This window comes from Ralstonia sp. SET104 (genome assembly GCF_003851545.1).
Lineage (GTDB): Bacteria > Pseudomonadota > Gammaproteobacteria > Burkholderiales > Burkholderiaceae > Ralstonia.
In genome coordinates, this window is sequence record NZ_BHVX01000012.1 from 23,640 (window position 1) to 36,125 (window position 12,486).

Sequence of the window (12,486 nt, forward strand, 5' to 3'; positions counted from 1 at the left end):
TTCGCCGCACCGCACAAAGCGGCGGACAACAGTCGGGGCGCGGATGGAGTCGGAGCAGGCACTACGTCGTGCGCTCGTTGGGGAGCGCGTTTGGGAGTGGAATGCGGGCGCGATCTTACCGCCAGACGGCCCCTGCGATCGCGCAATTTGCTGAGGCAACGAGGAATCGGGGCCGATTGACAAGTGCTACCTGCCCTACACGGCTAGGGTTTACGCGGCTTTGCGGGTAAGCAAATTGAAAGTGGATGTTGTTGCACTGCGACAATCAGCCACAGTGGTGCGCACCCGACGTTGTCCCCGGATGTGCGCGCCAGAACAGGGGAAAATGAGAACGACTCTCGTCTTCGCCTGGCAACGAACGCGCCCGCTCATGGGCCCTTACTGCGTCAGCAGCCCGGCAATCCGCACCAGTACCAGCCCCGCCGCCACAACGAGGTAACTGCGCAGCACAAACATCCAAGTGCGCTTGAGTGGCGTCCAGCGCACCGGCGTCAACTGCTCCAGCGGCGGCATGGTCCAGTGATCACGGTCAAGCACGCTCACCCGCTGCGGATGCGGCGGCCGGTGGTTACGCCGCCCGATACGCCACAGCACCAGCGACATCACCACCGCAATCAGCGAGCCGCCGATCAGGATCGCGCCGATCTCGAATTCGCCGATGCCCGGAAACAGCACCGCCGCCGTGAGGATGACAGAGAGCATCACCAGCACCGCCACCACGCCGCCCGTGAAGATGTTCATCGCGCGACCGTTCGTCCACGGGCCGAGCACGGCCTTGTCGTTGCACAACAGCAGCAGAAACACCGTGGCACTCGGCAGCAGCACACCCGCCAGCGATTGCACAGCGTTGGTCAGCAGACCGAGCGGCGCGCCGGGCGTCAGCACCAAGCCTGCCGCCAGCAACGTCAGGCCGAAGTACACGGCGTAGAAGCCCTTGGCCTGCGTCGGCTTGCGATGCAGCGAGTGCCGCACGGCAAACGCGTCGCCAATCGCATACGCGGTCGACAACGACACCGCACAAGCACCGATGATGCTGGCGTCCAGCAACGCAATCGCAAACAGCACGCCGGCCCAACGGCCCGAATGGCGCTCCAGGCCTTGCGCCGTGCCCAGCGCATCGGTGTAGTTGCCGAACTCCGGCATGCCGTGGAAGGCTTGCGCGGCAAAGGCGATCATCGCCACCGCGCCGGCAATCACCAGCACGATGCCAAGCCACAAGTCCGCACGCTCATAGCGGATGAAGCGCGCGGTGATGCGCTTGTCGATCACGTAGCTCTGCTGAAAAAACAACTGCCACGGCGCCACCGTCGTCCCCACGATGGCGATGATCAGCAGCATCACCTCCGCCAGCGGTGCACCCGCCGGTAGCGCTGGCATGAAGAAGTCGCGCGCCACCTGCCCCATCGGCGGATGCACCATCACAAACACGGGAATGAGCGTGAGACTGCCCGCTACCAGGATCAGCGCAAAGCGCTCGAAACGGCGGAAGTCTCCGGTAGACGCGGCCAGCATCACAAGTGCCGCCGCTGCACACACGCCCCAATGCCGCGGGATGCCGAGGTACTCCAGCGCCAGACTGATGCCGATGAATTCCGTCACCAAGGTCAGCGCATTCACCAGAAACAGATCGATCACGGAGAAACTGCCCCAGAACTTGCCGAAGCGCGCGAAGATCAGCCGCGCATGGCCGACGCGCGTGACGGCGCCCAGGCGCAGCACCATCTCCTGGTTCACGTAGAGCACGGGAATGAGCAGCAGCAGCGTCCACAGCAGCGTGGTGCCGTAGTTCTGCCCGGCCTGCGCGTAGGTGCCGAACGCGCCGGCATCGTTGTCGCCGACCATCACGATCAGGCCGGGCCCGAGGATGGCGAGCAACGTTCGCAAGCGCGCGCGCCAGCTATTGCGCGCTCCTGTGTCGTGGTGCGCAATGGTGCCGAGCGCACCGCGAATGTCGCCAACGTGGGCGTCGTCAAGCGCGGCGTGACGTGGTGGTGTGTTGATGCCCGAAGCGAATTGGGTCATATCAACCTCCATTTGTGTTGGTGTTGTTGGATTGCCCGGCGCTTACCAATAGGTGCGCGAGAGCCGGATGGCCGCCGCCGCGTAGCCGTGGTTGGAGGGCCCCTGACCACCGCCGCCGTCACCGGCGCGCCGGCCGGACGTGGTCGATACCGCGCCGGCACGCTCGGGCGCTCCGGCCCGGCCTTGCACAAACGGCGAACTGAACGGCAAGGCAATGGCCGAGAAACGACGGGCGGGAATATTGAATTTGCGCATGACACACTCCTCGCCGCGCGCGATACGCACGGCACGCGGCAATCACCGCACGCGTTGCACACACGCGGCGGCACAGCAGAAACAATCAAGGAGCGATGCAGACACCGCTGCCTTGCCAGGGTGGCAAGTCAGCAGCAGGGAACAACCGTGCGGCGGACTCGCCTAGTGGGAAAAAGACGTCGGGTAAGGTCGACTCGGACTGTCCATATGGGTCCTCCTGCGTTTAGAACTCGGCGTGGACGCGCACGCCCACGAACTTGGCCGGACCGCGGTCGCGGTTGTAGCCCGGGTTCTGGATCAGCTGGAAATCAGGGCTGATTGCCAAGGCCTTGGTCACTTGCAGGCTGTAGAACAACTCCAGCACGCGCTCGTGGCCATAGTTCAACCCGCCGTCCCCCAGGAACGCGCCACTGCCGCCGGCCGCCAGATAGGCGCGGTGATCGGGCCCCAGCATATTCACCGCAACGGCCATGCCCAGCACATCATTCGGACGACGCCAGGCCGTGCCCTTGAGCAACCCGCCAAACGATACGTTGCGGCCGACTTCGGTAAAGGCGTACGTTTCGGTCTTGTCGTCTGACCAGTTCAGGCGTGCGAACAACCCGAGGTCGTCACCCGCTTTCTGCTCGAACGACACCCCCACGCCCACCTTGGCATGCGCCTTGCGCACCAACCCGACATCAGGCGTTGCACCCGTGGCAGCCCCCAGCGCCATCGCATCGTCAAAGCGCCCCATGCGCGCCTGATTGCGCCAGCCGAGCAACCGCACCGTGCCTTCCTGACCGAACACCGTGTAGCGCTTTTCCAGCTCGAGCATGTCACCGTAGTGCTGGAGCAAACGCGTGTCGAGCGGCAAGCCGTTCGACTGCTCCGGCTGCAGGAAGCGGCCCGCGCGCACGGCCCAGCCATTTTCGCTATCGATGTATTCAAGCGCCACGCCCCAGTTGTAGCCGCGCGCATCGGCCGGGTAGTCGAACGACGGATGCGCCATGAACGACCAGTTCATGAACTGCGTGCGCGGGTCTTGCGCATACGACACCGCATCAAACACATCGGGCACCGCGAAGTTGCCGGCGGTCAGCACCACGCGGCGCTTGTCGACCACGTTGGCGAACTGGTTGAAATCGGCGTCGATCTTTTCCGTGTCACCACCCAGGCCCCAGGTCTGGCGCAGGAAGGCGCGGGCACGGTACAGCGTAGGATTCGTCCCCGCCGTCTTGGCCAGCTCACCGTTGGGCAAGCCGCCCAGGCCATGCAACCCGGAAAACGCCACGCCTTGCGCGACTTCCGGGTTGATGTGGAACTCCGCCCCCTTCCACAGGCGCATGCCCAGATCGAGCGTCGCCGTAAAGGAATAGCTCTTCGCACGGGCAGCGCCGAGGCTGTTGTCGCCGCTGTACGCAGCATCGAACGCGGGCTTGCGCTGCCACACATACGTGGTCTGGCCATGGAAACCGAAGCGGTCATCCAGCCCGCCGCTGGCGATGCGAGGAGAAATGTCCTCCGTAGAAGCCGGCACATCCGCTGCATGCGCCATCGACATGGCCGACACCACGGCCGACACGCCCATCAGCACGCGAACCCAAACCAGCGGGCGCACCGCCAGCCAAACATACTGCAGCATCGAGAGAAACAGCATAGAACCTCCCTCGTTCGCTTCTATGGCGAACGTAGGCATGGGCCGATCACGGCCATCCCAGGAAACCGCGCACGCGAAGACGCACGCAACCACATGGCCGTGTCGGTAAAACAATCGAATTGTGGGAAGGGCTTGTACGGAGAACCCGCACAAGAGCCACCACCCGCCGTGCAATGCGGCTAGGCAGTGGTGAGGCGCGAAGACGGTGCGCCGAGACTGTCTAGCCGTTCAATGTGCGATCGAAGATCGACTAGAACAACTGTCCATGGAGATTCACTCCGTAGCTATGACGGAGCGCAGAGTAACAAAGTGTGGTTGCCGCCGGCAAGCGTTTTCTTGGACCGTTGCAGCGCGCATTGCGCAACGGCAACAACCCGACGTTGGGCGCTTCGCAAGCCGGTGTCGGTACACTGCCGTGTCGCTCGAGCGCATCACTCAGGGCACTCGGCACATCGATATCAGACGGAGGTTGTATGACGCGCTTAGCAACGTTGCTCACCACGATTGCCGCCATCGCAGGCATGGCCGGATGCTCGACGGCAGGCTCAGAACATGCCAAAAACGAAGGCGAATCCAAGATGACCGACCACGCACCGCTCATCGCCACATGCCAGGCGGCCGCCGCTCCTGACGACACCCTGATCGGCAAGTCAGAACAGGATGCCGCGGCGCTGCTCAAGGGTTGCCTCTGGCGCGTCAGCGAGCGCGACGGCAAAGCCCTGCCCGGCACCATGGACTACCGCGAAGAACGCCGCAACCTGGGCATCCAGGACGGCAAGGTAATCTGGGTGCGCCGCGGATGAGCCGCCGCTGAACGTACAACCGACCGAGGGAATGGTCCGGAACTGGCATGCCGGCAAGGTTCGATCGCGCTAGGATCAACATAGATTCGACGCCCTCAATGCCCACATGACAACCCGAACGAGCAAAGACATCGTGGTAGATGCGTGGTTCACATTCGCCTCACGCGATGCCGCCCGCATTGCCGAATGCTTCACGCCGAACGCGCAATGGCTTGCCCCCGAAGGCAATGCCACTGCGATTGCGCTCAACTGCACGCATCACATGGTCGGGCGCGACGCCATCGTTCATTTCCTGACGGCGGAGTTTCCGAAGCTCTTCGTCGCCGATGTCTCAGTGGAGTTGGGCGGCATCCACGCCGATGGCGAAACGGTGGTCGTAGAGGAGCGCATGCAGGCCACGTTGGCAAACGGCAGGCGCTATGACAACACCTACTGCTTCGTTTTCGTGCTGGAGGGCGAGCGAATCGCACGCGTGCGTGAATACATGGATAGGAAGCGCGGTTGGGCGTGCATCTTTGGAGAGCAGGCGGCCGCCTAACCGCCTGGATCGGCGCGAAAAAGAAAACGGCCTCCTTATGGAGGCCGCTTCGGTATTGGTGCCGGCTGCAGGACTCGAACCCGCCACCTGATGATTACAAATCAACTGCTCTACCAGATGAGCTAAGCCGGCAAAGAAACGCGATTCTAACCTAACATGCGTTACTTGACGACCTTTAGCGCGGGCTTGCCACCAATGCGCGGCACATTCGGCGGTGTCGGCTCGTCTTCCGGGCTGTTTTCCGCTTCTGCATGAACCGGCGCGGGTGCCGATTCGGAGTCCACCGCGGCCAGCTTGGGCGGCGGATTGTTCTCGCGTTCGGTGGCGGCCTGTGTCGTCGGCGTGCTGCGCTCAACCGGGAAGGCCATGCCCTGCCCGTTCTCGCGCGCATACACGGCGAGCACGTTTTCGATCGGCACCTCGATCTTGCGCGACACGCCCGAGAAGCGTGCGTGGAAGGTGATCCACTCGTTGCCCATGTCGAGCTGGCTGGTCGCGTCAAAGCTCACGTTCAGCACGATCTCGTCGTTTTTGACGAATTCGCGCGGCACGTTGGTGCTGTTGTCGACGAAGACAGCGATATACGGCGTGAAGCCGTTGTCCGTGCACCATTCGTAGATGGCACGGATCAGATAGGGCTTGGTGGAAGTTTCCGGCATGATGAAATCAGTAACCGTTGGGCTGGGCCACACACGGGTTCAATCCCAACCCGCGCAGCCCACAACCCAGCGGCAATCAGCGGCGCATGACCTTTTCCGACGGCGTCAGCGCTTCAATATACGCCGGACGGCTAAAGATACGCTCCGCGTATTTCATCAGCGGGGCGGCGTTCTTCGAGACTTCGATGCCGTAGTGGTCCAGGCGCCACAACAGCGGCGCAATCGCCACGTCGAGCATCGAAAACTCTTCGCCCAGCATGTACTTGTTCTTCAGGAAGATCGGCGCCAGTTGCGTGAGGCGGTCACGGATGGCAGCGCGTGCCTTCTCGTGGTTCTTCTCGGCGGCCTTGCCCTTTTCATTCTCGAGCACGGAGACGTGCGTGAACAGTTCCTTCTCGAAGTTGAACAGGAACAGGCGGGCGCGGGCGCGCTGCACCGGATCGGCCGGCATCAGCTGCGGATGCGGAAAGCGCTCGTCGATGTACTCGTTGATGATGTTCGACTCGTACAGAATCAGATCACGCTCAACCAGGATAGGCACCTGGCCGTACGGATTCATCACCGCGATATCTTCCGGTTTGTTGAAGAGATCGACGTCGCGGATCTCGAAATCCATGCCCTTTTCGAACAGGACGAGGCGGCAACGCTGCGAGAACGGGCAAGTGGTACCCGAGTACAAGACCATCATGGTTGTAGTTCCTTGGCGCACGGGCCGGGGGCGGCCCGATGACGGTACAACCGTGACGACAAATGATATCGCCACGGCACAAAAAGCGAAAAGGCAAAGGGCTAGGACCAGTTCTCCACCGGCCTAGCCCTTGCCCGGAAAACACGGATTTTACTTGATGTCCTTCCAATAGGCCGCATTCAGGCGCCAGGCCAGCACGAAGAACACGCCAATGAACAACAATACCCACACGCCCAAGCGCTTGCGCAGGTTGCCCGAAGGCTCAGCCATCCAGTCCAAATAGCTGACCAGATCGGCCACGGCCTGGTCGTATTCGACTTTGTTCATCTTGCCTGGAACCGACACCTCAAGGCCGACGAGCTTCTTCTCTGCCTCGCCGTGTTCAGACTTCACCTCGGCGTATTTCGGCACCTGCTGGCCTTGCAACTCCCACAGCACATGCGGCATGCCGACCTTGTCGAACACCAGGTTGTTCCAGCCGGTCGGACGCGTGTCGTCACGGTAGAACGTGCGCAGATAGGTGTAGAGCCAGTCGCTGCCGCGCGCACGCGCAATCACTGACAGATCCGGCGGCACGGCGCCAAACCATTTCTTGGCGTCTTCGCGGTCCATGGCGATGTGCATCGTGTCGCCGACCTTGTCCGACGTGAACAGCAGGTTTTGCTTGATCTGCTCCTCGCTCAAACCAAGGTCGCGCAGGCGGTTGTAGCGCATGGCGCTGGCGCCGTGGCAGTTCAGGCAGTAGTTGACGAACAGCTTGGCGCCACGCTGCAGCGCAGACGTGTCGCTGGACTGGTTGGGCGCCGTGTCGAGCGGCACGCCGCCCTCATTGGCCATCACAGGCGCGGCAAACACGAGACCGGCCAAGGCGAAAATCGCAAGCAGCTTTTTCATTCTTGTGTCCTTCATGGGTCCTTGTGCTCGGCTCGAATCAGTGCGGCTTGAACGTAACGCGCTCAGGCACTGGCTTGAACGTCCCGATCTGGCTCCAGATCGGCATCGCGAGGAAGAACGCGAAGTACAGAATGGTGCCGATCTGCGAGATGATCGAACCGACCGGGCTCGGCGGTTGAATGCCCAAGTAGCCCAGCACCGCAAAGGCGATCACAAAGAGGATCAGCAGCGTCTTGTGGAAGCCCGGACGATAGCGGATCGACTTGACCGGCGAGTGGTCCAGCCACGGCAGGAAGAAGAAGATCACCACCGAACCGCCCATCACCACCACGCCCCAGAACTTCGCGTCGATAAACTTGAAGCCCAGTGCCAGGATCACGGCCACAGCCACGGCCACCACTTTGACATTCATGCTCTTCGTGCGAGCGAACAGCAGACCCAGCATGATCGCGATGAAGCCCCACAGCCACGGCAGGAAGTCCGACGTGGTTGCGCGCAGCATCGAGTAGAACGGCGTGAAGTACCAGACCGGCGCAATGTGCGGCGGCGTCTTGAGCGAGTCTGCCGGGATGAAGTTATTGGCTTCCAGGAAGTAGCCGCCCATTTCCGGCGCGAAGAACACGATCGCGCTGAAGATGAACAGGAACACCGCCACGCCCACGATGTCGTGCACCGAGTAGTACGGGTGGAACGGAATGCCGTCGAGCGGAATGCCGCGCGCATCCTTCTTGGCCTTGATCTCGACGCCATCCGGATTGTTCGAGCCCACTTCGTGCAGCGCGATGACGTGCGCCACCACCAGGCCCAGCAGCACCAGCGGCACTGCGATGACGTGGAACGAGAAGAAGCGATTGAGCGTTGCGTCCGACACCACGTAGTCACCGCGGATCCACAGCGACAGATCCGGGCCGATCAGCGGAATGGCGGAGAACAGGTTCACGATCACCTGCGCGCCCCAGTACGACATCTGGCCCCACGGCAGCAGATAGCCCATGAAGGCCTCGGCCATCAGGCACAGGAAGATCAGGCAGCCGAAGATCCAGACCAGCTCGCGCGGCTTACGGTACGAGCCGTACAGCATGCCGCGGAACATATGCAGATACACGACGATGAAGAACGCCGACGCGCCGGTCGAGTGCATGTAGCGCACCAGCCAGCCCCACGGCACCTCGCGCATGATGAACTCCACGCTCGCATAGGCGACGGGGATGCCGGCGGCGTTGAGCGTGCCATCCGGCTTGTAGTTCATCACCAGGAAGATGCCCGTGACGATCTGGAGCACCAGCACCAGCAGCGCCAGCGAGCCGAAGAAATACCAGAAATTAAAATTCTTGGGCGCGTAATACTCGGACAGATGCGCCTTCCATGTCTCGGTCAACGGGAAGCGCGCATCGATCCAGCCCAGCACCCCGGTTGTCTCCACCTTTTTCTCGGCCATGATCAAGCCTCTCCTTTCTCGTCTTTGCCGATCAGCAGCTTCGTGTCGGACAGGAACATGTACGGCGGAACGTCGAGGTTCTGCGGCGCGGGCTTGTTCTTGAACACGCGGCCAGCCAGGTCGAACGTGGAGCCGTGGCACGGGCAGACGAAGCCGGGGTCTCCGGCGAGCTGCACGTTGGCGCCAGCGGGAAACGGGCCTGACGGGGAGCACCCAAGGTGGGAGCAGATGCCGACGACAACCAGCAGATCTTTATGCTCGGCACGGGAGCGGGTTTCGTTCTTGCAGTAGTCCGGCGTCTTCATGGTGAAGGGCACGTCGGACTTGGGATCGGCGACTTCGTTATCGGTCTTCTTGAGCGATTCCAGCATGTCGGGCGTGCGCTTGAGCAGCCAGACCGGCTTGCCGCGCCATTCCACCACCTTCATCTGGCCGGGGGCCAGGTCACTCACGTCTGCCTCTACGGGCGCGCCCGCTGCGCGGGCTTTTTCAGATGGTGCGAATGTGCAAACGAAAGGGGCCGCAACAGCAACCCCTCCCACACCACCAGCCACGGACGTCGCAATCAAAAGATTACGGCGACCCTTGTCCACGTTTTGCTGGTCACTCATTCAAGACCCCAGGATGAGAAATCAAGATAGATTCGCGTCAACCAAAAATTATACCCGACCGTACCTAGCCAACGATAGCGGTCGCGGAGGGCGCTCGTTGCAGATATAGTGAACACACCGATTGCCCGCCAGCCCAGTACAGACAAGGCTTCGGCATGCCTCTTGCAACCTCGCTTTCAACAATTCAGGTCAACCGTTCGCTAGCTTGACCGTTTGTTTCGAATCAAACAATCCGGAGAAAACCGATGGCACTGATGCAAGACTTCAAGAAATTCGCGATGCGCGGCAACGTGATCGACCTGGCGGTGGGTGTGATCATCGGTGCGGCGTTCGGAAAAATCGTCGATTCCCTTGTCAATGATCTGATCATGCCGCTGATCAGCCGCGTGGTCGGCAAGCTGGATTTCTCGAATCTGTTCATCCAGTTGGCAGAGGCGCCCGCGGGTGTGCCGCACACCCTGGTGGATTTGAAGAAGGCAGGCGTGCCGGTCCTTGCCTACGGCAACTTCATCACCGTGGCGGTCAACTTCCTGATCCTGGCGTTTATCGTGTTCCTGATGGTGCGCGCCATCACGCGCGTGATCGACGCCAACCCGCCGGCAGCCGAAGTCGAGACGCCCGAAAGCACGCTGCTGCTGCGCGAAATTCGTGACAGCCTGAAGAACAAGCCGTAATCGGATGTTGAATCACACCGGATTCGGGATATCGATGAAGGTGTGACGGACCCCGAAGCGCTCGGCCAGGTGATCGCCGAGCGCGCGAACGCCGCCGCGCTCGGTGGCGTGGTGACCCGCCCCGATATAGGCAACACCCGATTCTCGAGCGAGATGCGTGGTCTGCTCCGATGCCTCACCACTCAGATACACATCTGCGCCGGCTGCCACGGCGGCATCAAACCAGCCTTGCGCGCCGCCCGTGCACCAGCCGACCATACGCACCGGGCGATCTTCCTCGCCGATCACCAGCGGTGCCCGGTTCAACTTTGTCGACACCGTTTTCACAAAAGCGCCCAGTGTGGTTGCCTCGGGAAGCGCGCCAATCCAGCCAAGCTCGTCCTCGCCGAAGCGGCCTTGGGGCTCGATACCCAGCAAGGCGCCCAGTTGCGCGTTGTTGCCCAGCACCGGATGCGCATCCAACGGCAAGTGATACGCGAACAGGTTCAGATCGTGCGCCAGAAGTTGCTTCAGGCGCGCATGTCTCTGGCCCACGACACGGCCGTCCTCGCCCTTCCAGAAGTAGCCGTGATGCACGAGGATGGCGTCGGCACGCGCATCGATGGCAGCCTCAATCAGCGCCAGGCTGGCGGTCACCCCCGTCACGACATGGGTAATAGTTTCGCACCCTTGCACCTGCAGACCATTGGGGCAATAGTCCCGAAAACGGGCCGCCTGTAACAGGTCGTTCAAGTACAATTCAAGTTCTTTTCGATCCATTTCGACTCAATTTCGCCCTATGTTGCGCCGCTTTTGGCTGTTTTTTGCGCAAGCCGTCACGGTCGTCCTGGCCGTCTGGTTTGTGATCGCCACGCTCAAGCCCGATTGGCTGCAGCGCGGCAAGGTGGCAGTGCAATCCGGCTCGCCTATCGTCGCGCTCAAGGAAGTCGCGCCGATCGGCCATGGCGGCACTTCCAGCAACTCGTACGCGGACGCCGCCAAGGTAGCGATGCCCGCGGTGGTCAATATCTTCAGCAGCAAGAATGCGCCGAAGCGCAGCAACAGTCCGCAGGCCAGTTCGGACCCGTGGTTCCGCTTCTTTTTCGGCGACCGCGCCCCTGAGCAGCGCCAGGAACCCACGGCCAGCCTGGGTTCGGGCGTGATCGTCAGCCCGGAAGGCTACATTCTAACGAACCATCACGTGGTGGACGGCGCTGACGAGATCGAAGTCGCCCTGAACGACGGGCGCAAGGCCAACGCCAAGGTGGTCGGCTCAGACCCGGAAACCGACCTGGCCGTCCTCAAGATCAATCTGCCGAAACTGCCCGCCATCACGCTGGGCCGGCTGGAAAATGTGCGCGTCGGCGACGTGGTACTAGCCATCGGCAACCCGTTCGGCGTAGGCCAGACGGTAACGATGGGCATCGTTTCGGCCCTCGGCCGCAGCCACCTGGGCATCAACACTTTCGAGAACTTCATCCAGACCGACGCTGCGATCAACCCTGGCAACTCGGGCGGCGCGCTGGTCGACGCCGACGGCAACCTGCTTGGCATCAACACGGCAATCTACTCACGCTCGGGCGGCTCGCTGGGCATCGGTTTCGCGATTCCGGTGTCGCTGGCCAAGCAGGTGATGGAATCGATCATCTCGACCGGCAGCGTGGTCCGTGGCTGGATCGGCGTCGAACCGCAGGATGTAACGCCAGAAATTGCCGAGTCGTTCGGCCTGTCACGCAAGGATGGCGCGCTGATTGCCGCTGTGGTTCAAGGTGGCCCGGCGGACAAGGCTGGCCTGCGCCCGGGGGACATCCTTACCAGCGTCAACGGTGAAGCGATCCTGGATACGACGGCGCTGCTCAACAGCATCGCGCAACTGCGGCCGGGCGCGGAAGCCAAGGCGACGGTGTCGCGTAAGGGCAAGGCGGTGGAGTTGACTATCGTCGTCGGCAAACGCCCGCCGCCAACACGTCGCAACGTACCGATGCCCTCGCAGGACGACGAAGAACAGTAAGTGGTAAGTTTCGGAACACAGAAACGGCGGCCAGATGTGCCGCCGTTTTTTTGCGCGCTCGCACGGGGATTAAACCGGTGCATTAACGCGCAGGACCCACCTTGATGCCGCCCCTCCGCACAAAGCGCAATCCGCGGCGCACCAGAAACTGCGCTCTATCGATATAAGCTGCGCTTGTCGCGCCCTGCACGAGCCATGCGGCGCGCCTTGGCTCAGGCTCAGAGCAACCGCGACAAGCATGACGCCAGCGCGATGCTTGGCCACCGCTTTGCGCG

Annotated in this window: 13 protein-coding genes and 1 tRNA gene; 4 read left to right on the plus strand and 10 right to left on the minus strand. The window is 62.0% G+C overall.

The features are described 5' to 3' along the window. Positions 1 to 378: 378 nt before the first annotated feature. The 3 genes from PSUB009319_RS15685 to PSUB009319_RS15695 form a co-directional block, all read right to left on the minus strand. Positions 379 to 2,022, minus strand: a complete 1,644-nt coding sequence (locus PSUB009319_RS15685) for an Nramp family divalent metal transporter (protein WP_124383160.1) — start codon at positions 2,020 to 2,022, stop codon at positions 379 to 381. Between the two features lie 42 nt (positions 2,023 to 2,064). After that, a complete protein-coding gene (locus PSUB009319_RS15690) occupies positions 2,065 to 2,277 on the minus strand; it encodes a hypothetical protein (RefSeq protein ID WP_124383161.1) in 213 nt (70 codons plus the stop codon). Between the two features lie 223 nt (positions 2,278 to 2,500). Further along, entirely contained in the window at positions 2,501 to 3,820 is a 1,320-nt protein-coding gene (locus PSUB009319_RS15695; protein WP_374704203.1) for a carbohydrate porin, read from the minus strand. A 674-nt stretch (positions 3,821 to 4,494) separates the two neighbouring features. On the opposite strand from PSUB009319_RS15695, the gene PSUB009319_RS15700 reads away from it, so the two are divergent. Both PSUB009319_RS15700 and PSUB009319_RS15705 read left to right on the plus strand, forming a co-directional pair. After that, a complete protein-coding gene (locus tag PSUB009319_RS15700; RefSeq protein WP_374704204.1) occupies positions 4,495 to 4,719 on the plus strand; it encodes a hypothetical protein in 225 nt (74 codons plus the stop codon). A gap of 106 nt (positions 4,720 to 4,825) precedes the next feature. Beyond that, the gene (locus PSUB009319_RS15705; protein ID WP_124383164.1) at positions 4,826 to 5,257 is read left to right on the plus strand and encodes a nuclear transport factor 2 family protein; all 432 of its coding nucleotides are present in this window, start codon (positions 4,826 to 4,828) and stop codon (positions 5,255 to 5,257) included. Positions 5,258 to 5,313: 56 nt separating this feature from the next. Here PSUB009319_RS15705 and PSUB009319_RS15710 read toward each other — a convergent pair. The 6 genes from PSUB009319_RS15710 to petA all read right to left on the minus strand — a co-directional run bounded on the left by PSUB009319_RS15710 (position 5,314) and on the right by petA (position 9,547). After that, positions 5,314 to 5,389: transfer RNA gene (locus PSUB009319_RS15710), tRNA-Thr, on the minus strand. 29 nt (positions 5,390 to 5,418) lie between these two features. Further along, positions 5,419 to 5,916 (minus strand): ClpXP protease specificity-enhancing factor, encoded by a 498-nt coding sequence (locus PSUB009319_RS15715; RefSeq protein WP_124383165.1) that lies wholly within the window; start codon positions 5,914 to 5,916, stop codon positions 5,419 to 5,421. A gap of 76 nt (positions 5,917 to 5,992) precedes the next feature. After that, entirely contained in the window at positions 5,993 to 6,604 is a 612-nt protein-coding gene (locus tag PSUB009319_RS15720; protein ID WP_004634649.1) for a glutathione S-transferase N-terminal domain-containing protein, read from the minus strand. A gap of 150 nt (positions 6,605 to 6,754) precedes the next feature. Continuing rightward, on the minus strand, positions 6,755 to 7,498 hold the full coding sequence (locus tag PSUB009319_RS15725; RefSeq protein WP_124383166.1) for a cytochrome c1: 744 nt from the start codon (positions 7,496 to 7,498) through the stop codon (positions 6,755 to 6,757). A 37-nt stretch (positions 7,499 to 7,535) separates the two neighbouring features. Next, positions 7,536 to 8,939, minus strand: coding sequence for a cytochrome bc complex cytochrome b subunit (locus PSUB009319_RS15730; protein ID WP_185453492.1), 1,404 nt, complete (start codon positions 8,937 to 8,939; stop codon positions 7,536 to 7,538). Further along, positions 8,939 to 9,547, minus strand: coding sequence for a ubiquinol-cytochrome c reductase iron-sulfur subunit (petA, locus tag PSUB009319_RS15735; protein ID WP_124383168.1), 609 nt, complete (start codon positions 9,545 to 9,547; stop codon positions 8,939 to 8,941). Before petA ends, PSUB009319_RS15730 begins: the two co-directional genes overlap by 1 nt. Positions 9,548 to 9,792: 245 nt before the next feature. Between petA and mscL the strand changes: the two genes are divergently transcribed. Further along, the gene (gene mscL / locus PSUB009319_RS15740) at positions 9,793 to 10,221 is read left to right on the plus strand and encodes a large conductance mechanosensitive channel protein MscL (protein ID WP_124383169.1); all 429 of its coding nucleotides are present in this window, start codon (positions 9,793 to 9,795) and stop codon (positions 10,219 to 10,221) included. A gap of 12 nt (positions 10,222 to 10,233) precedes the next feature. On the opposite strand, the gene PSUB009319_RS15745 is transcribed toward mscL, so the two are convergent. Beyond that, positions 10,234 to 10,980, minus strand: a complete 747-nt coding sequence (locus tag PSUB009319_RS15745; protein ID WP_124383170.1) for a Nif3-like dinuclear metal center hexameric protein — start codon at positions 10,978 to 10,980, stop codon at positions 10,234 to 10,236. Between the two features lie 19 nt (positions 10,981 to 10,999). On the opposite strand from PSUB009319_RS15745, the gene PSUB009319_RS15750 reads away from it, so the two are divergent. Then, entirely contained in the window at positions 11,000 to 12,211 is a 1,212-nt protein-coding gene (locus tag PSUB009319_RS15750; RefSeq protein WP_124383171.1) for a Do family serine endopeptidase, read from the plus strand. The last annotated feature ends 275 nt before the right edge of the window (positions 12,212 to 12,486 follow it).